A 23544-nucleotide genomic window follows, 5' to 3' on the forward strand; every position below is an offset into this window, starting at 1 on the left:
TGCTAGCCCTCAACAAGGGAGGGTGCCAGAACGGGAACCTCCACGTCCATCGACGGGTCGGTCGCCGCGTCCAGTGAACTGGCCGGGGCACCCGCCTCGATCAGGCGGGCGGCGAGCGCGGCGATCATCACGCCGTTGTCCGTGCACAGCGAGATCTCCGGCACGACCATGCGCACCCCGGCCGCCGCACACCGCTCTTCCGCCAGCGCACGCAGCCGACGGTTCGCCGACACTCCGCCGCCGAGCAGCATCACGTCCGCCCCGGTGTCCACGCACGCGCGCACCGCCTTGGCGGTCAGCACGTCCACCACCGCCTCCTGGAAGGACGCGCACACGTCCTCCACCGGCACACTGCGTCCCTCCTTGTCCGCCTTCTCCACGAAGCGGGCGACGGACGTCTTGAGCCCGGAGAAGGAGAAGCCGTAGGCGGCGTCGCCCGGGCGGCTCATACCGCGCGGGAAGGCGATCGCCGTGGGGTCGCCCTGGGCGGCCAGCCGGTCGATCACCGGGCCGCCCGGGTAACCGAGGCCGAGCAGGCGGGCGACCTTGTCGTAGGCCTCGCCGGCGGCGTCGTCCAGGGTGGAGCCGAGCTCCTTCATCGGACGTCCCACGCCGTTGACCTGCAGGATCTGCGTGTGCCCGCCGCTGACCAGCAGCGCGACGGCCGTACTGAGGTCGCCGGCGACGGTGCCATCGGTGCCTTCAGTGTCGTCGCCGGTGTCGAGCGTCCCCACGGCCACGTGCCCGCCGAGGTGGTTGACCCCGTAGAAGGGCACGCCCCAGGCCGCCGCGTAGGCCTTCGCCGCCGCCGCGCCCACCAGCAGCGCACCGGCGAGCCCCGGGCCCACCGTCGCCGCCACGGCGTCCGGACGCCGCCGACGTCCCGCCGTCGCGGCGCGCAGGTCGTCCAGCGCCGCGGCCATCGTCGGGCCCATGGCCTCCAGGTGCGCGCGCGAGGCGATCTCCGGCACCACCCCGCCGAAACGGGCGTGCTGGTCCATCGAGGACGCCACGCGGTTCGCCACCTGCCGCACCCGGCCGTCGGCGTGCAGCTCCACCACGCCCACACCGGTCTCGTCGCAGGAACTCTCCACACCCATGACCAGCATCGGGGCGTCCTGCTGCCCCCGGGAACGCTCCGAGAGCGCCGGACGGCACATCGTGTAGGCGTCCGCGCCGGAGGGCCGGTAGTAGTTGCGGCGCGTGCCGGTGACCTCGAAACCGTAGCTGCGGTACAGCCCGATCGCCGAGGTGTTGTCCGTCCTGACCTCCAGGTACACCGGGCCGTCGTCGCGGTCGGCCAGCTCCATCAGCGGGTCCATGAGCAGACGCGACCAGCCGCGGCCCTGCACCGACGCCTCCAGGCCGATGGTGTGGATCTCGAACTCCGGGTCGTCCGCCGGACCGTTCTTCGCCAGGCCGGCGTAGCCCACCAGCCGCTCGTCCGCGCCACCCTGGCCGGTGACGACGCCGAGGTAGACGGTGTTCGGCGCGCCGATCTCCGAGGCGAAGCCGGCCTCCGGCCACGGCGAGTCACCGACGAAGAGCTCCGCCTCGATCTCCGCGCACCGCCCCGCCGCGCCGACGACCAACGGCCCCACGGTCGGTTCGGGGACGTCCTCCTCCCCCACCGCACTGAAGTCCAGCGCCGCGGAGACCCGGACCGGCTTCGGCTCCGCGGCGTCCGGGCGCCGCAGGTAGAGCGCACGCAACGGCGTGCCGGGGTGCAGCAGCCCCTGTGGCCCGCCCAGCACCCGCACCGCGGCGGTGACCAGGCCGACCGGCGTCGGCCGGGCGTCCGCGTCGGTCACCGTCCACCCCGGGACCTCGCCGGCACGCTGCGCGACCTCGCGGGACGCAAGGACCTCCGCCTGCGGGCAGGACGCCACGACGTCGTCCGGCGCGGCGACGGCCGGACCGTCCAGCACCTGCCCGGACGCGCGGTCCACGAGCGTCCGGTACCACTCGCGACGACGGGCGTCGCTGAGCACGAGCAGCGGTGACGAGCCGGCTGCGTCGGTGGTGGCGGCGGTGGCGAGGTGCCCGGACACACCGTGCACGGGGACGCCCAGCGCGTCGCCGAAGGCGGCGCCGGTGGCCATGCCCACGCGCAGACCGGTGAACGGACCCGGCCCCACGCCGACGACGACGGCGGCCAGGTCGTCCGGCGTGAGGTCGGCGTCCCCCAGCGCGGTGAGGATGTTCGGGGTCAGCACCTCCATGTGGCCCCGCGGGTTGAGCTCGGTGTGCTCCGCGAGCAGTCGGGGCGGGGCCGACGCGTCATCCGGGCAGTCCACCACCCCGGCGACGACGAAGGACGTGGAGGTGTCGACCGCGAGAACATACATGCTCAGGAATCTTAGCCCCCCCGGCCCCAGACATAGGCGAAGCCCCGTCACACTCTCCAATTGCGACGGGGCCTCTGGATACACCCCTCACGGTGATCCGTCACCCATTCTGGCACCAGATGCTGCTTCGTGCCAATCAATCTGGCTAATGGGGGATCTTATCGGGGGGATCCAGAATTGCTACCTCTGTGACCAGCGCCAACGTAGGATCCTCGGAGGTTCGGTCGCATCGCCGGCAATGTCGCCGATGTCGTCGACCTCCCCCCGGTCGATCTCCACGTCGATCCACCGCGTCGGAGCCAGGGACTCCACGACCCCGCGGCCCCACTCGGCCACCAGGACCCGGTCCTCCAGGTCCGCGTCGATGTCGAGGGACTCCAGGGCGTCGAGGACCACGTCCGGCGAGGGCGTGGTGCCGTCGTGCGCCTGCTCGCCGAGCAGCCGGTAGGCGTCCATGTGCAGCAGGCCCGGGCGCGCGGAGTCCGGACCCGGCCGGTGCTCGCGGATGATCGTGAACGTCGGCGACTGCACCCGGCCCTTGACCTCCAGCCCGGCGGCGATGCCCTGCGTCACAGTCGTCTTTCCGGCACCCAGGGCACCGGTCAGCACCACCACGTCGCCGGCGCGCAGGGTGCGCCCCAGCTGACGACCCAGGTCACGCATCTGCTCGGCGGAGGTGACCTCCACCGAGCCCTCCTCGGCGTCTGCGGGGTCGAAGACGCCGCGCACCGGCAGCGTGCGACGCGACAGGCGTCCACGCGGCATCGTGAGCACCTCGTAGGCGATGGTGTCGGCGGCCCCGGCGATCTCCTCGACGGAGCGTCCGCCCTGACCGAAGACCACCGCCCAGTCGCCGGGACGTACCGCGGCGCCGGGGCCGTCCTCGTGCGCAGGACCGAGGTCGACCACGACCTGGTCCATGCACACCCGCCCGATCTGCGGGTACCAGGTGCCGTCGACGGTCACGCCGAATCGTCCCGACAGGCTACGTGGCAGCCCGTCGGCGTAACCCATCGCCACCACGGCGGTGCGGGTGTCACGCGGGGCACGCCACAGGTGCCCGTAACTCACGCCCTCCCCTTCCGGCACGACGCGGGTGGTGACCACCCGGGCGCGCACCGTCATCGCCTCGCGCAGCTCCACCGGGCCGGGCTCCCCCACCGGGATCACCGTCGGGTCGACCGCGTAGACGCCGTAGACGCTCACGCCCGGGCGCACCATCTCGTGGCGCAGGTCGGGACGCGTCAACGTCGCCGGGGTGTTGGCGAGGTGGTTCACCGGAACGTCCAGCCCCGCCGCCCGGCAGGCCTGCACGGCGTCGGTGAACCGTGCCGCCTGCAGGTCGGTGACCGGGGAGGACGGGTCGTCGGCGACGGCCAGGTGCGACAGCACGCCGCTGACGGTGAGCACGCCCTCGTCGACCGCGTCCACCGCGATCCGCACGGCCTCGTCCCACCGGGCGGCCTCGATACCCGAACGCGAGAGGCCGGTGTCCGCCATCAGGCTGACCGACAGGGGGGACGCCCCGCCGACGACGGCCGTACGCGAGGCATCCACCGCGGCGAGGAGGTGCTCCACGGAGGGAACGCCCAGGGTGACGTCGGCCGCGCAGGCCGCGGCCACGTGCCCGAGTACGGCGTCCGGCAGCCACATCCACGCCGTGACCGGGGCGTGGATCCCGGCGTCGCGCAGCGCCACCGCCTCGCCGAGCGTGGCGACGCCGAGCGCCGCCGCCCCGGCGTCCACCGCGGTGCGGGCGACGTCCACCATGCCGTGGTTGTAGCCGTCGGCCTTGACGATCGCCATCACCCCGGCGGGCGCGGCGACCCGCACCAGGGTGCGCACGTTGTGGTCGACGGCGTCCAGGTCGACGACGAGCTCGGCCAGCGGATACGGGTCGGTGCCGGGTAGTTCGCTCATCAGCGCAGGTACCGGTCCTACTCCACCGTCACGGACTTGGCGAGGTTACGCGGCTTGTCGATGTCGGTGTTGCCGCACTGGCGGGCGATCTCCGCAGACAGGAACTGCAGGGGAATTGTCGACAGCAGCGGCTGCAGCAGCGTGGGGCACTGCGGGATCTCCAGCAGGTCGTTGGCGAACGGGCGCACGGCCTCGTCGCCCTCCTCGGCGATCACGATGGTCCGGGCACCGCGGGCGCGGATCTCCTGGATGTTCGTCACGATCTTGGAGTGCAGGATCTCCCGGCCCTGCGGCGACGGCACGACCACGACCACCGGCAGGTCGTCCTCGATCAGGGCGATCGGGCCGTGCTTGAGCTCGCCGGCGGGGAACCCCTCGGCGTGGATGTACGCCAGCTCCTTGAGCTTGAGGGCACCCTCCAGCGCCACCGGGTAACCCACGTGGCGGCCCAGGAAGAGCATCGTGGGGATCGGGCCGAGCTCCGCGGCCAGGTCCAGGACCTTGTCCTTGAGCTCCAGGACCTGCTCGATCTTGCCCGGGATCTCCTCGAGCTGCTGGTAGATCGCCTCGATCTCGTCGGAGAACTTCGTGCCGCGGGCCTGGGCCAGTGCGAGGCCCACGATGTAGTTCGCCGCGACCTGCGCCAGGAAGGCCTTCGTGGACGCCACGCCGATCTCCGGGCCGGCGTGGGTGTAGAGCACCGCGTCCGCCTCGCGCGGGATCTGCGAACCGTTGGTGTTGCACACCGCCAGGACGCGTGCGCCCTGCTTCTTGGCGTGCCGGACGGCCTCCAGGGTGTCGGCGGTCTCGCCGGACTGGGAGACGGCCACGACCAGCGTCTGCCGGTCGAGCACCGGGTCGCGGTAGCGGAACTCGCTGGCGACCTCGATCTCCACGGGCAGGCGCACCCAGTGCTCGATGGCGTACTTCGCCAGCAGGCCGGAGTGGTACGCCGAACCGCAGGCCACCACGAAGACCTTCTCGATCTGACGGAGGTCGTCGTCCGACAGGCGCTGCTCGTCGAGCACCACCCGGCCGTCGTCGAAGTGGCCGGCGAGGGTGTCGCGCACGGCGGCGGGCTGGTCGAAGATCTCCTTCATCATGAAGGAGTCGAAACCACCCTTCTCCGCGGCGGCGAGGTCCCAGTCGATGGTGAACGGGCGGCCCTCGGTGGGCGTGCCGTCGAAGTCCATGACGCGGTAGTCGTGGTCGGTGATGACCACGGCGCTGTCGTCGTCGAGCTCCACTGCCTCACGGGTGTGGGCGATGAAACCGGCGACGTCGGAGCCCAGGAACATGCCGTCCTCCCCCACGCCCACGATCAGCGGGGTGGAGTGGCGGCCGGCGACGATCTTGCCCGGCTCCTCGGCGTGGGCGAACAGGACGGTGAACGCGCCCTCCAGGCGGCGCAGCACCGCCAGCGCGGACGCCTCCAGGTCACCGGCCGTCGGGCCGGCGGCGTAGGCCAGGGCGAGCAGGTGGGCGGCGACCTCGGAGTCGGTCTCACTGGTCATCTCGATGCCCGCGGCCTCGACCTCGGCACGCAGCGGTGCGAAGTTCTCGATGATGCCGTTGTGGACGATCACGGCCTTGCCGTCGAAGGAGACGTGCGGGTGGGCGTTGACGTCGTTCGGACGCCCGTGCGTGGCCCAACGGGTGTGGCCGATGCAGGCCTTGCCGGTGAACCGCTCGCGGCCGGTCTCGGCGATGCGCTGCTGCAGGTTCGCCAACTTGCCGGCCTTCTTCTCGACCTCGATGTCGCCGTCCGAGACGACGGCGATTCCGGCGGAGTCGTACCCGCGGTACTCCATCCTGGCCAGCGCCTCGAGACCGATGTCGAGCGCCTTTGCGGAGCTACGGGCGCTTCCGATGTATCCAACGATGCCACACATACTGGACAACAATACTGGTCGCCCCGGACACCCGTGAAGCGCATCCCCGTTGTCCACCCCTCCGGGTCGGTTGAGCGCGGTTGTTCCCGACCCTCGCCCCGCGTCGTGGAGCTATCAACTAGGCTGAGTGACGTGGCAGACAACGCGAAGAACCTGGTCCCCCGGTTGGAGAAGCGGGGCCCGCACAGGGTCCTGGTCGGCGAACTCGACTTCGCCGGCATTCCCGGCCGTATCTACACGCCTGCCGAGGGCAAGGCGATCGCCGGTGTGGCCTTCGGCCACGACTGGCGCGTCGGCGTGGACGCCTATCACGGCACCCTGCGCCACCTGGCCAGCTGGGGCATCGCCGTGGCCGCCCCGGACACCGAGCGCGGCCTGTTGCCGAACCACCGGGGCTTCGCCTCGGACCTGGAGTCCTGCCTGCAGATCCTCTCGGGTGTGCGCCTGGGTGTCGGCAACATCACCGTGGACCCGAGCAAGCTCTTCTTCGCCGGGCACGGCATGGGCGCCGGCGCGGCGATCCTCGCGGCCACCGGCCGGGCGGCCGCGGAGCCGGCGAAGAAGCGCTACCGCGACCGTCCGACGGTCGCCGGTGTCATCGCCGTGCACCCGTCGGACACCGCGCCGAGCTGCTACCAGGCGGCCCGGCACGTCCAGGCCCCCGGTCTGGTGCTGGCACCGGGACGCACCCTGGGCATCGAGGCCGGCGAGCCGGAGCGCGTCGCCGCCCTCTGGGGTGGCGAGGCGGTGTTCCGTCGCATCGACAAGGCGTCGTCCACCGGCTTCCACGAGAAGGTCATCCGCAAGTTCCTCACCACGAACAGTGGGCTGGAGCTGGCGGCGCAGGACTTCATCCGCGCCCTGATGACCGGCTTCGTGCTCGCCGAGGACGACAAGCACTACGCCGCCTTCCGCGACCCCGAGGCCGAGATCAAGAAGTCGCAGGTGATGAGCCGCGGTGAGCTCTTCGAGAGCCTCCCGGAGTTCGCCGACCCGATCGACGCGGTGAACAAGGCCCTGCGCGCCTGAGCGCCGCCACCCCGGGTCAGTCGAAGATCCCCGGGCTCCGCCGCGGGGGACGCCCGGCGGCGTCCTGCCGCCGCACCACATCGTTGTTGTCGGTGGTCGCGGTGGCGGTGTCCTCGAGTAGTTCACTGAGGTCGCCGAGCTCGCCGAGCAGCTCCGTGGCCTCGTCCATCTGACGTTGGAACCGCCCGGTGGCCTCACCGACCTCCCTGACGTAGCCCTCCAACGCCGCCTCTATCGGGTTCTTGTTCACCACTGCTCACTCCTCTGCACCGATGGTGCGTCCTGACCGACCTCGCCGGGCTGTTCGGCGGACTTCTCACCGGTGGTCCACAGGTCAGGCACCCAGCCGTCGTCCCCGGACGACGGCTCCGGGGTCTCCACCGCCGCGGTACCGACCGGCGGAGTCTCCACCGGCGCCGCATCCGTGGCGGGTGCCTCCGCCGGGGTGGCCGCGGTCTCCGTCCCGGGGAGGTAGGAACTCTTGTCGAACCCCTTCTCCGGGTCCACGGTGGACGGCTCCGGCTCGTCACACGGCTCGGGTTCCGGTTCGCACGGCTCCGGCACAGGTTCAGGTTCCGGCTCCGGTTCGCACGGCTCGGGTTCCGGTTCGCACGGCTCCGGCGCCTCCGGCGGACAGAGGTTCACGTCGATGTCGATCAACGACCCGGAGTTCTCCACCGAGAGATTCGCCGCGCCCTCGACGACCGTCTCCACAACCCCCTTGATCCACCCGCTGACCTGGCCACCGACCTGGCCGGAGATGTCCGGCAGCGTCGGCGCGGCGACCGAGGACCCCACGAGCCCCGACAACGACGCCGTCGAAGTTGCGGCCGAGGCGGCGGCGACGGCCGGGGCCGCCGGCGGACACGGCTCCGGGGTCGGCAGCGCCCCGCCGCCTGCCCCGGCACCGACGGTGGCGACCTCGGTCGGGACCGGTGCGACATCGCAGTCCGGCGCCGCGGCCACCGGGGCAGGCTCCGTGGCCAAGGGAACACGGCAGTTGCCCTCCTCGGCGGCCGGGGCGCACTCGGCGATGGTGAGGTCCATGCACTCGCCCATACGGGAGTTCCTGCCCTCCAACATCGCCCCCACCCCGTCGCGGGCACCACACAGCAGCTGCGCCGCCATCTGGAGCAGCACCCGCGACGCCACCGGGTCAGTGGCACGCAACACCAGCCCGGCGGCACAGAGCTCCTCGGCCGTCGCGACCGCCCCGTCCACACAGGTCTCCACCTCGTCGGCGCACAGGGACTGGATGGACTCCAGCACCCGGTCGCAGGTGGCCACCGCGTCGTCTGCCTGGTCCACGTTCCCGTCGTGTTCGTCGGCCTCGTCGCCGCCCCAGCCCAACTTGTCCGCCAGGACCCCGCCGGCGATTCCCGTGATCAGGTCCTTGCCGGTCTCCAGCACGTCGGCGAAGAAACCGCCCTTCCCCTTCTTGCCGCTGCCGCCGTCCTTACCGTCGTTACCGTCCTTACCGTCGCCGTCGCCGCCGCCGTCACCGTCGCCGCCGACCATGCCGATGACGAAGTCCGCCGCCGTCATGATGCCGGTGATGATCCACGGGAGAGCCGTCGGTGCCAGCCTGGTCGCCTGCTGACCGGAGGCGTCGAGCTTCGCCACCGACGCGGCGATGCGGGCCTGGTCCGCCTGCACCGCGCTCACCGCAGCTCCCCCGCACCGAACCCGCGCCGCGAGTCCCCCTCGGTGGTCGACACCGCCGAGACCGTCCCCGCGGCGGTCTCCAGTCCACGCCGCAGCCGGTCGATGTGCGCCAGACGTACCCGGTGGGCCTTCTCCCGCAGTTCCACCAGGTGCGCCGCCCGGTCCGCCAGCCCCTGACCGTAGCTGGCCGCCGTCCTGCGCGGTGCGGCGGCGGCGACCTCGGCCTTCCTGGAACCCACGGCGACCAGCGCCTCCGCCAACGCCGACTGCGCCGCGCCGTCGTCCACCCCGAGCCTGCCGATATCCGGTGCCACAGAAACCCCCTTCGTCCTCCCGCCACCGTCGGCGCACCGACGGCACGGGTCATCGATCATCCACTTGTCTACAACGTGACAAGAGAGACTCCCCGCCGGCCGGAAAGGTTCCCCGCCCCCTGAGGCACCGAACTACCGGGACGCCGCGACGCCGCGCAGCAGCATCGACAACCCGAAGGAGAACTCCTCACGCAGGTCGGCGTCGAGGTGGGCGGCGACCCGGGCGGTGGCCGGGAAGCGTGCGTCGGGCGCCGCGCCGTACACAGAGCCGGACTCCCCCTGCACCTCCGGCGGGGCGAAGGAGAGCTGAAGGGCGAAACCCACCGTGTAGTGCGCGACGGTGGTGTACGTCCTGGCCGCCACGGACGGGTCGAACCCCGCCTCCAGCAGCCGGGCCACGAACCGTTCCCGCAGCAGTGCGGAGTTCGGCCCGTGGGGAACGTCCGCGGCCAGCAGCGGGACGACACCGGGGTGGCCGGCGAGCGCGGTGAAGATCGCGTCCGCGCCCGCCGCCGAGGCTGCCTGCCAGTCGGCATCCTCAGGAGCGTCCCGCACCTGCGCCACGGCCTCCCCCAGGACGTGGTCGACGATCAGCGCGTCCAGCCCGGGGCGGCCGCCGAGGCGCCGGTAGAGCGTCGCCGTACTCGAACCGAGCCGGGAGGCGACGGTGCGGATGCTGTACTCCGGGCCGTCGGCGTCGTCGAGCAGTTCCAGGCCCGCGGCGACGATGCGGCCCGTCGGCACGGGCGGTCGTCCACGTCCGCCGGCGGGGGCCTCCACCTTCGCCCACCACCTGGGACTTCCCGGCGTCGGCGATGCGTCGGCGTCCATGTGCCCAACCTCCTCTTGACAGGATGCCGCAATAACGACAACACTGTGTTCATTATGACCGATCTCATCCTCATCGTAGGGGCCGGCCCCGTCGGCTCCGCACTCGCGCTCGACCTGACCCGCCGCGGCGTCCCCGTCCACATCGTCGACCGCGCCGACGGCCCCTTCCACGGCTCCCGCGCCAAAGGCGTCCAGCCACGCACCCTGGAGGTCCTCAAGGACCTCGGCGTGCTGGACGCCCTGCTCGCCGGTGCCTCCGCCTACCCCCGGCTCGGCATCCACCTCGGACCGCTGACCATCCCGCGCACCATGATCGCCCACCAGCCCGTGACCGAGGACGTCCCGTACCCGGACACCGTGCTCTCACCCCAGTTCCACACCGACCGCGTCCTGCACGACGCCCTGCACGCCGCGGGGGTCACCGTCGACTACGGCCGCCGCGTGGTCGGCGTCGAGCAGCACGACGACGGCGTGACCACCACCTTCGCCGACGGCGGCACCGTGCACAGCGTCTACGTGGTCGGCGCCGACGGCGGGTCCAGCACGGTGCGCAGGCAGGCCAGCATCGGCTTCACCGGCGACACCGACGAGGACGACCGCATGATCATCGCCGACGTCACGATCCCCGGCCTGCGGCGCAACCGCTGGCACGTGTGGCCCGGCCGCTCCGGACGTTTCCTCGGCGCCTGCCCGCTACCGGACGGCGAGCTCTTCCAGGTCATGCTCCGCCTGCCCGCCGCGACCCCCGTTTCGAACGACCCCGACGCCTTGCAGGCGACGGTGCGCGAGGCACTGGCGGCGAAGAAGCTCACCGTCGGCGAGTTCTCCTGGGTCTCGCTGTTCCGCCCGAACATCCGTCTCGCCGAGCACTACCGCGCCGGACGCGTCCTGCTCGCCGGCGACGCCGCCCACTGCCACACCCCCGCCGGCGGCCAGGGCCTCAACACCGGCGTGCAGGACACCTACAACCTCGCCTGGAAACTCGACGAGGTCCTCCACGGTGCCCCGGCATCCCTGCTCGACACCTACGAGGAGGAGCGCCGGCCGGTCGCCGCCCGCGTGCTCAAGATCTCCACGGACCGCTACGACAGCTTCGAGAAGGACGCCCGGGCCGCGACGACCCGTGGCGACGAGGAACGCCAGCTCAAGCTCACCTACCGTGGCTCATCGCTGTGCCCCGAGGGCCCTGACGCCGCCACGGCCGGCGTCCTGCACGCCGGCGACCGCCTCCCCGACGCCCGTGACGCCCACGGCAGACGGGTCTTCGACCTCACCGGCGGCCCCGGGTTCAGCGTCCTCGCCGTCGGGGTAGACGCGGAGACGCTGGAGCGCCACCGACAGGACGACTGGCCCGCCGTCCACGAGGTGCCGGCCGGCACCTACGGTGCCCAGTCCCCGACCCTGCTCCTGGTGCGCCCGGACGGCTACATCGGTTACATCGGCACCGCCGACTCCCCCGCCGGCGCCCCCACCGGCATCGACGACGCGCTACGCCGCATGCGGCGTCCCACCCCCTGACGGCGACGCCCGCGCCTACCCCTCGGCGACGACGACGCCGGCGAGGCGTCCTGCGACGCGTTTGGCCTCGGCGGACGTCGGGGCCTCGACCATCACGCGGTACACCTGCTCGGTGCCGCTGGGGCGCAGCAGCACCCGGCCGGTGTCGCCCAGCTCCGCCTCGGCCTCGGCGATCGCCTCACGCACGACCTCGGAGGTGTGGATGCGCTCCTTCTCCTCCACCGGGACGTTGACCAGGGTCTGGGGCAGCACCGTCATCACGTCCGCCAGCTCGCGCAGCGACTGGCCGGTGTCCGCCATGCGCGCCATGATGCGCAGGCCGGTGAGCGTCCCGTCGCCGGTGGTCGCGTGCGAGGGGATCACGATGTGGCCGGACTGCTCGCCACCCAGCGAGAAGTCGTTGGCGTTGAGGTCGGCCAGCACGTAGCGGTCGCCGACCTTGGTACGCCGCAGGGCGATGCCGTGCTCCTTCATCGCCAGGGTCAGGCCCAGGTTCGACATCACCGTGGCCACCAGCGTGTTCCTGCGCAGCTCACCGGACTCCTTCATCGCCACCGCCAGGATCGCCATGATCTGGTCGCCGTCGATGACGTTGCCCTGCGAGTCCACCGCCAGGCAGCGGTCTGCGTCCCCGTCGTGCGAGAGGCCCAGGTCCGCCTGGTGCTCCAGCACGGCCTTCTGGATGACCTCGATGTGGGTCGAACCGCAGTTGTCGTTGATGTTGAAGGAGTTCGGCGAGTTGTGGATCGCCACGACCTCGGCACCGGCGGCCTCGTAGGCCATCGGCGCGGCGAGACTCGCGGCACCGTTGGCGCAGTCCACGACCACGCGGATGCCGTCCAGCGCGCGCGGGGCGGCGTCCTGCAGGTGGAAGAGGTAGCGCTCCAGCGCGTCACCGGACTCCTCGATGACACGGCCGATCGCCGCGCCGGTGGGGCCGGACTCCTCGAGCTCCAGCATGGCGCCCTCGATCTCGTCCTCCACCGCGTCGTCGAGCTTGCGCCCGCCACCGGCGAAGAACTTGATGCCGTTGTCGGGCATCGGGTTGTGCGACGCCGAGATCACCACACCCATGTCCGCGCCGTAGTCGTCGGTGAGGAACGCCACCGCCGGCGTCGGCAGCACGCCCACGTCCAGCACGTCCACCCCCTGCGACGCCATGCCCGCCGACAACGCCGCCGACAGCATCTCGCCGGAGACCCGCGGATCCCGTCCGATCACCGCGGTGGGACGCCGCTGCGACGTCTGCCCGGTCGTCGTCAGCACCCGCGCCGCGGCCGCGCCCAACCGCAGTGCCAGTGGTGCCGTCAGAGACCTGTTGGCGAGGCCCCGAACCCCGTCCGTACCGAAAAGTCTGCTCATGGGGTGCCAGTCTAGACGCTGGCACCGCCACATCCCCCACCGACAGGCGACGCCGCCCCACCCCACACTGTGTGTGGGACGGGGCGGCGTCGGATCATGCAGCGGGACGCTGCACGAGGATCGAGCGAAGACTCCGGGGAATCAGCGCTTCGAGTACTGCGGTGCGCGACGGGCCTTGTGCAGACCGGCCTTCTTGCGCTCCACGGCACGGGCGTCACGGGTGAGGAAGCCGGCCTTCTTGAGCTCGGCCCGCTCCTCCGGGTTGTACTTGTTCAGCGCGCGGGAGATGGCGAGACGCATCGCACCGGCCTGACCGGACGGGCCACCGCCCTTGAGGTTGACCTGGAAGTCGAACTGGTTCTCGCGCTCGAGCAGGACGAGCGGAGCCTTGATCAGCTGCTGGTGCAGCTTGTTCGGGAAGTAGTCCTCCAGGGTGCGACCGTTGCAGGTGAACTGGCCGGAGCCCTGCACCATGCGGATACGGACGACGGCCTCCTTGCGGCGACCGACGGTCTGGATCGGGCCGTCGAAGACGGTGGGGGCGACGACGTCGTCGCCCTCGTCCTCGGAGACCTCGGAGATGGAGTCACCGATGCTGGCGACGAACTCCTCGTTGACGGCGTCAGTGGCGGCGAAGACCTCTTCGTCCACGGACTCGGCCTCGTAGTTCTCGTTGTCGGTCACTGTTCCACCTTCTTGATCTCGTAGGACTCGGGCTGCTGAGCCGCGAAGGGGTGCTCGGCGCCGGCGAAGACGCGGAGCTTCTTGGCGGACTCGCGGTTGAGCCGGTTGTGCGGCATCATGCCGACGATGGCGTCAGCGATGACGCGCTCCGGGTGCAGCTCCATGGAGCGACCCAGGGACATGGTCTTGAGGCCGCCCGGGTAACCGGAGTGACGGTAACGGAACTCGCGGTCCCGCTTGTTGGACGAGATGTGAACCTTGTCCGCGTTGATGATGATGACGTTGTCACCACAGTCGACGTTGGGTGCGTAGATAGCCTTGCCCTTGCCGCGCAGCAGGGAAGCTGCGTGGGTGGCGAGACGACCCAGGACCACGTCTTCGGCGTCGATGACGTACCACTTACGGGTCAGGTCACCGCTCTTCGGGTGGAAAGTAGTCATTTACGACTCCTTGGTCTTCATGGAACTGCCAGCCGGGAGACCCCTCGCCCCGGGCCTTACCCGGGAAGGGTGGTGCCCGCAGCGGCCGGTGGGGACCTGCGGGCCGACCACCGGTGTGCCGTGAAAACGCAGCACGGGTGGTCGCAACCCGACTGAGGTTACCGGACGGGCGCGGCACATCCAAAAGGGACCGCAAACATGAGGCCGCCACCGTCACGGATGTGACGGTGGCGGCCGGGTACCGGGGTTGTGCCGGAAGTCTACGGGGTCAGGCCCAGCTGTTGGCGGCGCTGTTGTTGATCTGGCTCATCCGGGAACCGGCGTTGTCCACCGCGCGGGCGATGGTCTGCAGCACCTGGTTGAGCTCCTCCGCCGCGGCGTCCCACCGCTTCTGCGCAGCCTGATATGCCGTGGCGGACTCTCCCTCCCACTCGGCGACCATGGGGGCGATGTCGCCCTTGAGCTGGTCGAGCATGCCGTTGATGTTGCGGTTGGTGGCGTGGATGTCGGCGGACGTCTGGGCGATGCTTGCGAAGTCGTACTGGATCACGGTCCTGCTCCTTGGCGTGTGTGGTGCGTGGTGGATGGTGGCTGGGACGTCAGCGGAAGGCGACGATGTTGTCGTCCTCGACCTGCTGGAAGGCCCGCGCATTGCCGCGGTTGTTCTCCGAGATGCCGTCCAGCGACAGCCGCAGCTCCCGGGCGGAGTCGTTCCACCGGGCCATGAGCTGCATGAAGGCGGCCTGCGCCTCGCCCTTCCACACCCCCGCGACACCGTCGACCGTGCCCTGCAGGCGCGTGAGCTCCGCCTGCACCTGACCGTTGACGGTGTCGACCTTGCCTGCCGTGGACTGCATGACCTCGGTGGTCGTTCTGAAACTCATTGGGTCCCTCCCCTTTGTGTCGAGTGCTCTGATCGGTGCCCTCCTGCAGCCCTTGCACGGGCCGCACGGAAGGGACGTCACCGTAGAGAGACTCACCTGGCGCCCGAAAGGTTCCCCTGTCCCCGACCCCCGTCGCGACGCCGCGCGGGACCTACTCCAGCAGCGTGCGGTAGGCCGTCGAGATGTGCTCGGCCACCAGCTCCCCGGCCCCGTCCACGTCTCCGGCCTCGACCGCGGCGAGGATGCCCTTGTGCTGGGTCCGCAGCGTGCCCGCCACGGTCTCCCAGTCGCCCTGCCCGCGGAAGCCACGCAGGATCGGTGCGCGCAGCGACTCGCGGATCGCCTGGGTCATGTCGGCGAAGAGCCGGTTGCCCGCCCCGTGGGCGAGGGCGACGTGGAAGCGGGTGTCGGCATCGTTGAACTCCTCGCGGCTCACCCCGGGCCGGTCCATCTCCGCCACGGCGGCGCGCATGCCCGCCAGGGCGTCCTCGTCCTGCTCGGCGGCGGAGAGCCGCGCGCTCTCGACCTCCAGGATCGTGCGGGTCTGGACCACCTCCTCGAGACCGAAGTTGGACAGCGCCACGTGCAGGCGCAGGAAGCGTGACAGCGCCTCGGACGGCATCGCGGCGATGAACGTCCCGGCCTTGTGCCCGGAGCCCACGTTCGACTCCAGCACCCCCTGCCCCTCCAGGACCCGGATGGCCTCGCGCACGGCGGCCCTGCTGACCTGCAGTTGTTCGGACAGGGTGCGTTCGGCGGGAAGCAGGTCGCCGACGTGCAGGGTGCCGGAGAGAATCTCGTTCTCGATGGCGTCGACGACCATCTGGTGGGTCCTGATGCGAGGGACCGGTGCCCAGGCGGGTTCGTCAGTCATGACCATTTTTTACCACGCCACACCAACCCGGGGGGCACGAAGGAAGAAGTCTTGACTCCAAAACTGGATGTGTCCTAGGCTGTGGTCGGACCACTGATGTGGTCTGAGTCACCGGACCGTAGGGTGGCGCCACCGTCACACCCCAGACACACTTCGAGGACCCCATGAGCTCCACGTACCTACCCGACCTCGCGCCGGTCGCGGACAACCTCTTCCTCTCGTCACTCGTGGCCCTGCTGCCACTGGCGACCGTCTTCGTCACCCTCGGCGTACTGCGCTGGCGTGCCCACTGGGCCGGGCTCAGCGCCCTGGCCGTGTCCCTGGTCATCGCCGTCGCCGTGTACGGCATGCCCGTGCACCTGGCCGGGCTCTCGGCCACCCAGGGTGCGGTCTTCGGCCTGTTCCCGATCATGTGGATCGTGGTCGCGGCGATCTGGTTCTACGAACTCACCGTGCGCTCCGGACGCTTCCTCGACCTGCGCGCGGTGATCGACCGCATCTCCGACGACCCGCGTGTTCAGGCCATCCTCATCGCGTTCTGCTTCGGCGGCATGCTCGAGGCCCTCGCCGGCTTCGGCGCCCCGCTGGCGATCACCGGCGTGATGCTGCTCGCCGTCGGCTTCGCACGCATGCGTGCGGCCGTCGCCGTGCTCATCGCCAACACCGCCCCGGTGGCCTTCGGCGCGATCGCCACCCCGATCATCACCGCCGGCGCGCTGACCGGCATCGACTACGAGCACATCGGTGCCATCGTCGGACGCCAGACCCCGTTCATCGCCGTGTTCGTCCCCCTGTTCCTCTGCCTGCTGGTGGACGGGAAGAAGGGACTGAAGCAGTGCTGGCCGATCGCCCTGGTCATCGGCGCGGTCTTCGCGGTGGTCCAGTTCATCTCCTCCAACTACATCTCCGTGGAGCTCACCGACATCATCTCCGCGCTCGCCGGCCTCGCCGTCGCCGTGGTCATGCTGCAGTTCTGGCGCCCGGCGGGCACCGCCGAGGCGCGGGAGCGGCTGCTCACCGAACGTCGTGAGGAGGAGGAGAACGGCGAGGTGCAGGACGTCACGAGCACCGACAACGCCCACGCCGCGGCCGCCGGCGGCGCCGAGGTGGTCACCCGCGAACTCACGACCTCGCGCACCCTGATGGCGCTGTTCCCCTACCTGCTGGTCATCGTGATCTTCTCGGTGGCCAAGCTGTGGGACCCGGTCGTCGACTTCCTGGCCTCCACCGACGTGTCGATCCCGTGGCCGGGCCTGGACGGCAACGTGCTCACCGCCACCGGCTCGGTCTCCTCCTCCACCGTCTACGGCTTCCCGTGGCTGTCCTCACCGGGCACCCTGCTGATGATCACCGGCGTGATCGTGGCCGCGGTGTACCGGGTCTCCCCGAAGGTCGCCGTGCAGGCGTACTGGGAGAACCTGGTGAAGATGCGGTTCTCGATCCTCACCGTCGCCGCCGTCCTGTCGCTGGCGTACGTGATGAACCAGTCCGGCCAGACGATCACCATCGGCCACTGGATCGCCGGTGCCGGCGCCGCCTTCGCCTTCTTCGCGCCCGTCCTGGGCTGGCTGGGCACCGCAGTCACCGGATCGGACACCAGCGCCAACGCCCTGTTCGCCACCCTGCAGCAGACCGCGGCGAACCAGGCCGGCCTGGACCCGGCACTGATGGTGGCGTCCAACACCTCCGGCGGTGTCGTGGCCAAGCTCGTCAGCCCGCAGAACCTGACGATCGTCGCCACCGCGGTGGGCCTGGCCGGCCGCGAGTCGGAGATCCTGCGCAAGGTCATGTGGTGGAGCATCGGCATGCTCGCGGCCATCTGCCTGATCAACGGACTGCAGGCCACCGTCCTGGATTGGATGATCCCGTAGCGAGTACGCTCGAAAACGGACCCTGTGGTCCGACCTCATAGGACCCATAACAAACCACACACACCCATCACGAAGGAGAACACCATGGTCAAGCGCCAACTCCCCCACCCCGCCGAGATCCTCGAACTCATGCAGTTCAAGAAGCCCGAGCTCAATGCGAAGAAGCGTCGCCTGGACTCCGCCCTCACCATCTACGACCTGCGCAAGATCGCCAAGCGGCGCACCCCGGCCTCCGCCTTCGACTACACCGACGGTGCCGCCGAGGAGGAGATCTCCATCGCACGCGCCCGCCAGGCCTTCGAGGACGTCGAGTTCCACCCGTCCATCCTCAAGGACGCCTCGCAGATCGACACCACCGCCAGCATCCACGGCGGCACCTCCGCCCTGCCCTTCGGTATCGCACCCACCGGCTTCACCCGCCTGATGCAGACCGAGGGCGAGGTCGCCGGCGCCGGCGCCGCGGCCGCCGCCGGCATTCCCTTCAGCCTCTCCACCCTGGGCACCACCTCCATCGAGGACGTCAAGGCCACCAACCCGCACGGCCGCAACTGGTTCCAGCTCTACGTGATGAAGGACCGCGACATCTCCTACGGGCTCGTCGAGCGCGCCGCCAAGGCCGGCTTCGACACCCTGTTCTTCACCGTCGACACCCCGGTCGCCGGCAACCGCATGCGCGACACCCGCCACGGCTTCTCCATCCCGCCGCAGCTCACCGCCAAGACGGTGCTCGACGCCATCCCGCGCCCCTGGTGGTGGATCGACTTCCTGACCACCCCGCCGCTGGAGTTCGCCTCCCTGACCTCCACCGGCGGCACCGTCGGCGAGATGCTCGACTCCGCGATGGACCCCACCATCAACTACAAGGACCTCGAGATCATCCGCGAGATGTGGCCCGGCAAGATCTCCGTCAAGGGCGTGCAGAACGTGGAGGACGCCAAGACCCTCGCCGACCTCGGCGTCGACTCCGTGGTGCTGTCCAACCACGGCGGACGCCAGCTCGACCGCGCACCCGTGCCCTTCCAGCTGCTGCCCGAGGTCGTCCGCGAGGTCAGCGGCGACATGGAGATCCTCGTCGACACCGGCATCATGAACGGTGCCGACATCGTGGCCGCCATGGCCCTCGGCGCCGACTTCACCCTCGTCGGCCGCGCCTACCTCTACGGCCTGATGGCCGGCGGACGCGAGGGCGTGGACCGCACGATCAGCATCCTGCGCTCCCAGATCGAGCGCACCATGAAGCTGCTGCAGGTCACCAGCCTCGAGGAGCTCGGCCCGCAGCACGTCACCCAGCTGTCGCGCTTCAACCGGATCGACCCGTCGCTCAGCTCACTCGGCAAGTAGCACCCGGGCGGTCGCGCCGAACCGGTCGCACACCGCCTGCCGGTCCTCGGTGAGGTCACGGTACTGGCAGCCGACGGACACCTGGTGACCGTCGACCAGCCGGACGCGCCACGACGTCGTCGAGTCCGGGAAGTGCTCCTCGTAGGACACCGGCGACCGGTTCGTCACCACCACGTCGTCGGCGCCGTCGAGGACGCGCAGCATCGCGGTGTCCAGCTCCCCCTGCGTCCCGACGGGCGTCGGCGTCGCGGCGAGGAGCACCCGCATCCCGGCGTCCCCCGAGGTCCAGATGTCGCGCTCGGCGGTGCTCTCGGTGACCTCCCAGCCGGGGACGTCCACCGTCACCTGCGGTGCGTCCGGGTGGTCGGCGTACTCCATCTCACCACCGGAGCTCATCTCCCGCCACGCCTCCGCCTCCGGCTCCTCCACTGTGCCGGACGCATCGGACGCCCCGGACGCCTCAGGCGGTGCGGCGTCCGGCGTCTGTGTTGCAGCCTGGGCAGTCTCCGGCGCGCCCGCCACGTCGGCCGCGCCGCCGCCCACGACACCGGTAGATACCAGCGCGATTGTGGTCACGGCGGCCACTGCGGTCGCCCCCACCGCCGACAACACGAGCCCCCGACGCCGCGGGACGTCCTGCACCGGTTCCGGCTCCGGCGGGGCGGGGTCCTCGAGTTCGGCGCGCGCCGCCGCCAGGTCACCGGCCAGGCGCAGGGCCGGGCCACGTCCACCGTGCGGGCACGCAGCCCGCTGATCCGCAGGTACGCCGCCGTGGCCTCCTTGTCCGGCCCGACGACCAGCACGTCCGACACCTGCGCACCGATCCCCCAGGGGAAGACCGTGCGCGGCACCACCGGGTTGGCGCTGGTGAGTTCCGGGTCGACCGCCCGGGCCTCCAGCACCTCCTCCACCAGCTCACGGACGGACTCCAACCGCCGCAGTGGTACACCCGAGCCACGGAACACCGGGCTCGCGTCCCCTGTGTCCGCTGTGTCCTCTATATCTTCGCCACGGACCTCCAGCCCGCTGAGGAGGTCCGTCACGCACAGCCCGTTGACCAGCACCCCGGACTCCGTGAGCGCCACCGCGTCGGCCACCATCGTCGTGCTCATACCCGCGCCCCCGCCTTCTCCGTGTCTGCGTTCTCCGTGTCCACCGTCGCGACCTGCACGTCCTCCGCGGCGTCCTGCACCAGCACGCCGCGTCCCGGCGGCAGGGACGTGAGCACCTGCCCGGCGACCGGGCCGTCCTCCCGCGGTGCCGAGAGCACCAGCCAGCCGGTCAGGTCACGGATCCCCTGCATCAACGGGGTGTAGGCGCTGCGGCCCATCATCGCGCTGCGTCGGGCCGTGACCAGGTGCAGGCCGATGTCCGCGGCGTGCGGCAGCAACGGCACCAGCAGGTCCACCGCCGCGGCCAGGTCGGCCGACTGGTCGAGGTCGTCGACCACGATCACCCGCCGCGTCCCGCTCCACCAGCTACGGTCGCGCAACTGTGCGGCGGTGAGCTCGGCGTCCTCCCCCGGCACCCGTGCTTTCAGCTCCTCGACCCAGCCGGTCAGCGCACGCAGGAACCCCGCGGCCGGACGGTACCCCGGCACGCCGAGCAGCCCACGGCGCACGTCCGTGGCCAGCACCTCCACACCCTCCCGGTGCGAGGACGCCCAGGCGACGGTGCGCAGCGCGGTCGTGGCCCCGGCGCGCGCCTGCCCCACCACCGTGAGGTGCGGGAACGCCTCCGGATCCCAGTGGACCGTGGACAGGGTCCGCCCGCCCATGCCGAGGGCCACCAGGTCACCGGAGACCTCCTCCAGCTCATCGACGCAGACCTGCGAGGGCAGGACGCGCAGGGTGCGGTCCTGTTCCCCACGCGCCACGCTGACCTTGCGCGCGTGCTCCACGTCCTGGGCGTCGGAGTAGGCGACCTGCAGGTGCTTGCCACCCGGGGAGACCCCGCGTCCCGGGTGGTCGGGCAGGGTGCGTTGGGCGTCGCGGAACTGCGACTCGGCGGGTGTCAGGCGCAGCTCCACCGCACCGGTGAGCAGGTCACGCAGGGCGGGACGGAACGTCCAGCGCAGGGAGGTGACCACCACGTGCACCCCGCGCTGCATCCCGCCGGCGACCAGCGACGCCAGGCGCCGGTCGTCGTCGCCGGAGGGGTCGAGGGCGTCGAGACCGTCGACGACCAGCACGCGGTGCGTTGCACCACCCGTAGCGTCCTGCCCGAGCTCGTCGAGGACCCGGCCCAGCAGGTCCACCCCCACCACCGCGGCGACCTGCGGTAGGCGCGCCAGGTCGCGCAGCCCGCCACCGGGGTCCACCACGTACACCGCCACGCCCGGGGAGCTCAACGCCAGGCCCAGCACCAGCGACCGCACCAGCGTCGTCTTGCCGGTGCCGGGCTGGCCGACCACCGCCCAGTGGCGTCGGCGCAGGTCCAGCACGCACGGACGCTGCACCCCGTCGAAGGGCAGGTCCTCCAGGCCCAGGTGAACGGTGAGCGCGTCGGCACGGGTGTCCCCTGCACCCATCACGGCACTGGCCGGCAGCAGCTCCGGCAGGGGCTCCAACCAGATCGGGTTACGGTTCGGCCCCGCCAACCGGTCGACGACCAGCTCCATCGTGGTTCCCGCCGCCTCCGGCTCCACGCCCAGCTCGCGCACCAGCCGGGAGTCCAGCGGCACCTCGGGGCCGGAGACGTACGCCGACTGGAAACGCACCTGGCCGGTGGACCCCAGGCCCGCCGAACTCAGGATCGCCGCACCAGGGGTCGAGGGCAGTTCATAGGCCGCTGTGGACCCGATGAGCTGGCGTGACTCCGAGGCGGAGAACGTACGTAGGGCGATACGGTACGACAGGTGCGACTCCAGGCCGCGCAGCCGGCCCTCCTCCAGCCGCTGGCTGGCGAGCAGCAGGTGGATCTGCAGGCTGCGGCCGAGACGTCCGATCGCGGCGAAGACATCGGCGAACTCCGGGCGGGCGTGCAGCAGCTCGGAGAACTCGTCGACGATGATGAACAACGCCGGCATCTCCCCGGGATGGACCTGGTTGTACTGCGAGGCCGTCGCCATGCCCGCGGCGTGCAGTTTCTCCTGCCGACGGTGCAGCTCCCCGAGCAACGAGTCCTGCATCCGGTCGACCAGCACCGCCTCGTCCGAGAGGTTCGTGATCACCGCCGAGGTGTGCGGCAGCCGCTCCATGCCGGCGAAGGCCGCACCACCCTTGAAGTCCACGAGCACGAAGTTCAGTTCCTCCGGGGAGTGCCGGTGGGCGAAGCTGGTGACCACGGAACGCAGGAACTCGGATTTCCCGCTGCCGGTGGCCCCGATGCACAGCCCGTGCGGGCCGATGCCGCCCTTCGCCGCCTCCCGGATGTCCAGGTGCACCGGAGCCGGGGAGAACCCGACCGCCGCGCGCAGTCCGCCGCCCGGTACGTCCAGCACCGAGCGGGACGCCCGGGCGGACGTCCGCGACCGGCACAGGGCGGCGAGCTCCACGTCGCTGAGCTCGTCGGCGGTGGCGAAGGGACGCCACCCGTCGACCGTCCACGCCGCCAGGACGCCGTCCTGCGCGTGGAGCAGCAGCCCGCCGTCCGCGGCGGCGTCCTGCCACCCGGCCGCCACCGACGCCGGGTCGGCGAGCACCGTGACCGAGCCCGCCCCCGACGTCACCGCAGGTGGCGCAGCATCCCGACCCACGTGGCGGAAGCGCACGTGCAAGGTGCCGTCCTCTGCGGACAGCCACCTGTCGTGCGGTCCGGAGACCCGCACCGCCGGGTCGTCCTGCATCACCGCCTGCCCCTGCATCGCGTTGACCAGCCCGCCCGCGCCGTCGCCGGTGACCACCACGCAGTCGAACTCGCGCAGGTCCACCGCCACCGGCGCCTCGATGGTGGCGTAGGTGCGCGCCAGGTCGCGCAACGTGGTCGCGCACACCGGTTCCAGGTCCTCCGGCGGGGCGTCGACCGGGATCTCCAGCGGGTCGTCCGGCGCCTGCACCGCCGTGCCGATGCGCACCACCCCGGGCTCGGCACGCTGGGCCGTGCCCTCGGATTCTGCCGTGCCTGCGGTGCCTGCCGTACCGTCCTCCGTCACACGCGTCCACAGCGCGCGCGGGTCCGGGTGCGTGACCGCCATGCGCGCCCACTGCTCCCGGCGCGCCCGGTGCAACGAGTCCGACAGGGCGTCCAGGTGCCGGTGGAAACCCCGGCGGACCTCGTCGACGTCCTGCCCGCCGGGGCTGATCATCATCGCCAGGCTGCTGAGCATCATTAAGGGAAAAATGAAGGACATGGGCGAGCGGCCCATCCCCGAGAGCACCATCGCGGCGACCATGCCCACCACCGCGACGACCATCACCACGGGCATGAGGATCCGGACGAACGGCTGCTTGCTCTTCGGCAACGTCGGTGGTGCCTGCGACTTCATCTGCGAAAATCCCCTCGCGTCCCCCTGCCACGCCCCCTGCGCGACAGCTGTCGGAACATCACTGTACACTCTCGAAGCATCCGACCGTGGCCGTCGGGGACACGTCAGGGGGACGTGACCGGCCGCGGGACTCAGGAAAGTACAG

General features: G+C 71.0%; 20 protein-coding genes. 4 read left to right on the forward strand and 16 right to left on the reverse strand.

What is annotated here, in order from left to right; translation table 11 throughout:
• Nucleotides 1–2 precede the first annotated feature (2 nt).
• The 3 genes from tsaD to glmS all read right to left on the reverse strand — a co-directional run bounded on the left by tsaD (nt 3) and on the right by glmS (nt 6160).
• Nucleotides 3–2348: a tRNA (adenosine(37)-N6)-threonylcarbamoyltransferase complex transferase subunit TsaD gene (gene tsaD, locus ACT3UN_RS05830; protein ID WP_444656704.1), complete on the reverse strand. Its 2346-nt coding sequence runs from the start codon at nt 2346–2348 to the stop codon at nt 3–5.
• A gap of 180 nt (nt 2349–2528) precedes the next feature.
• Nucleotides 2529–4268, reverse strand: coding sequence for an alanine racemase (alr, locus tag ACT3UN_RS05835; RefSeq protein ID WP_444656706.1), 1740 nt, complete (start codon nt 4266–4268; stop codon nt 2529–2531).
• 17 nt (nt 4269–4285) lie between these two features.
• Nucleotides 4286–6160: a glutamine--fructose-6-phosphate transaminase (isomerizing) gene (gene glmS / locus ACT3UN_RS05840; protein ID WP_301442643.1), complete on the reverse strand. Its 1875-nt coding sequence runs from the start codon at nt 6158–6160 to the stop codon at nt 4286–4288.
• A 132-nt stretch (nt 6161–6292) separates the two neighbouring features.
• Here glmS and ACT3UN_RS05845 point away from each other — a divergent pair, with 132 nt between their 5' ends.
• Nucleotides 6293–7189, forward strand: a complete 897-nt coding sequence (locus tag ACT3UN_RS05845; RefSeq protein ID WP_444656708.1) for an alpha/beta hydrolase — start codon at nt 6293–6295, stop codon at nt 7187–7189.
• 16 nt (nt 7190–7205) lie between these two features.
• On the opposite strand, the gene ACT3UN_RS05850 is transcribed toward ACT3UN_RS05845, so the two are convergent.
• The 4 genes from ACT3UN_RS05850 to ACT3UN_RS05865 all read right to left on the reverse strand — a co-directional run bounded on the left by ACT3UN_RS05850 (nt 7206) and on the right by ACT3UN_RS05865 (nt 9999).
• Nucleotides 7206–7442, reverse strand: a complete 237-nt coding sequence (locus ACT3UN_RS05850) for a hypothetical protein (protein ID WP_301442645.1) — start codon at nt 7440–7442, stop codon at nt 7206–7208.
• Entirely contained in the window at nt 7436–8854 is a 1419-nt protein-coding gene (locus ACT3UN_RS05855; protein WP_444656710.1) for a hypothetical protein, read from the reverse strand. The genes ACT3UN_RS05850 and ACT3UN_RS05855 overlap by 7 nt, the downstream gene beginning before the upstream one ends.
• On the reverse strand, nt 8851–9168 hold the full coding sequence (locus tag ACT3UN_RS05860; RefSeq protein WP_444656712.1) for a hypothetical protein: 318 nt from the start codon (nt 9166–9168) through the stop codon (nt 8851–8853). Before ACT3UN_RS05860 ends, ACT3UN_RS05855 begins: the two co-directional genes overlap by 4 nt.
• Nucleotides 9169–9300: 132 nt before the next feature.
• Nucleotides 9301–9999, reverse strand: a complete 699-nt coding sequence (locus tag ACT3UN_RS05865) for a TetR/AcrR family transcriptional regulator C-terminal domain-containing protein (RefSeq protein WP_444656714.1) — start codon at nt 9997–9999, stop codon at nt 9301–9303.
• A 54-nt stretch (nt 10000–10053) separates the two neighbouring features.
• On the opposite strand from ACT3UN_RS05865, the gene ACT3UN_RS05870 reads away from it, so the two are divergent.
• Complete coding sequence (locus ACT3UN_RS05870) at nt 10054–11517, forward strand: FAD-dependent monooxygenase (RefSeq protein ID WP_444656716.1); 1464 nt, start codon at nt 10054–10056, stop codon at nt 11515–11517.
• Nucleotides 11518–11532: 15 nt separating this feature from the next.
• Here ACT3UN_RS05870 and glmM read toward each other — a convergent pair whose 3' ends face one another.
• The 6 genes from glmM to ACT3UN_RS05900 form a co-directional block, all read right to left on the reverse strand.
• Nucleotides 11533–12879 (reverse strand): phosphoglucosamine mutase, encoded by a 1347-nt coding sequence (glmM, locus tag ACT3UN_RS05875; RefSeq protein WP_444656718.1) that lies wholly within the window; start codon nt 12877–12879, stop codon nt 11533–11535.
• A 141-nt stretch (nt 12880–13020) separates the two neighbouring features.
• Entirely contained in the window at nt 13021–13563 is a 543-nt protein-coding gene (gene rpsI, locus ACT3UN_RS05880; RefSeq protein ID WP_441579155.1) for a 30S ribosomal protein S9, read from the reverse strand.
• Complete coding sequence (gene rplM, locus ACT3UN_RS05885; protein ID WP_301443776.1) at nt 13560–14003, reverse strand: 50S ribosomal protein L13; 444 nt, start codon at nt 14001–14003, stop codon at nt 13560–13562. Before rplM ends, rpsI begins: the two co-directional genes overlap by 4 nt.
• Before the next feature lie 268 nt (nt 14004–14271).
• Complete coding sequence (locus tag ACT3UN_RS05890) at nt 14272–14553, reverse strand: WXG100 family type VII secretion target (protein WP_441582315.1); 282 nt, start codon at nt 14551–14553, stop codon at nt 14272–14274.
• A 49-nt stretch (nt 14554–14602) separates the two neighbouring features.
• On the reverse strand, nt 14603–14887 hold the full coding sequence (locus ACT3UN_RS05895) for a WXG100 family type VII secretion target (RefSeq protein ID WP_444656720.1): 285 nt from the start codon (nt 14885–14887) through the stop codon (nt 14603–14605).
• A gap of 151 nt (nt 14888–15038) precedes the next feature.
• Nucleotides 15039–15761: a FadR/GntR family transcriptional regulator gene (locus ACT3UN_RS05900; protein WP_301443779.1), complete on the reverse strand. Its 723-nt coding sequence runs from the start codon at nt 15759–15761 to the stop codon at nt 15039–15041.
• A 164-nt stretch (nt 15762–15925) separates the two neighbouring features.
• Here ACT3UN_RS05900 and ACT3UN_RS05905 point away from each other — a divergent pair, with 164 nt between their 5' ends.
• A complete protein-coding gene (locus ACT3UN_RS05905; RefSeq protein ID WP_444656722.1) occupies nt 15926–17632 on the forward strand; it encodes an L-lactate permease in 1707 nt (568 codons plus the stop codon).
• Nucleotides 17633–17716: 84 nt separating this feature from the next.
• The gene (locus ACT3UN_RS05910) at nt 17717–18973 is read left to right on the forward strand and encodes an alpha-hydroxy acid oxidase (protein WP_444656724.1); all 1257 of its coding nucleotides are present in this window, start codon (nt 17717–17719) and stop codon (nt 18971–18973) included.
• Here the strand turns inward: ACT3UN_RS05910 and ACT3UN_RS05915 are convergent.
• From ACT3UN_RS05915 to ACT3UN_RS05925, 3 genes are read right to left on the reverse strand one after another with little or no spacing between them, the layout of a single operon-like run.
• On the reverse strand, nt 18959–19549 hold the full coding sequence (locus ACT3UN_RS05915; protein WP_444656726.1) for a type VII secretion-associated protein: 591 nt from the start codon (nt 19547–19549) through the stop codon (nt 18959–18961). The genes ACT3UN_RS05910 and ACT3UN_RS05915 overlap by 15 nt on opposite strands.
• Nucleotides 19546–20085 (reverse strand): hypothetical protein, encoded by a 540-nt coding sequence (locus tag ACT3UN_RS05920; protein ID WP_444656728.1) that lies wholly within the window; start codon nt 20083–20085, stop codon nt 19546–19548. Before ACT3UN_RS05920 ends, ACT3UN_RS05915 begins: the two co-directional genes overlap by 4 nt.
• Nucleotides 20082–23399, reverse strand: a complete 3318-nt coding sequence (locus tag ACT3UN_RS05925) for an FtsK/SpoIIIE domain-containing protein (RefSeq protein WP_444656730.1) — start codon at nt 23397–23399, stop codon at nt 20082–20084. The genes ACT3UN_RS05920 and ACT3UN_RS05925 overlap by 4 nt, the downstream gene beginning before the upstream one ends.
• Between the last annotated feature and the right edge of the window lie 145 nt (nt 23400–23544).

This window comes from Corynebacterium sp. AOP12-C2-36, from assembly GCF_052379185.1.
Taxonomy (GTDB): Bacteria; Actinomycetota; Actinomycetes; order Mycobacteriales; family Mycobacteriaceae; genus Corynebacterium.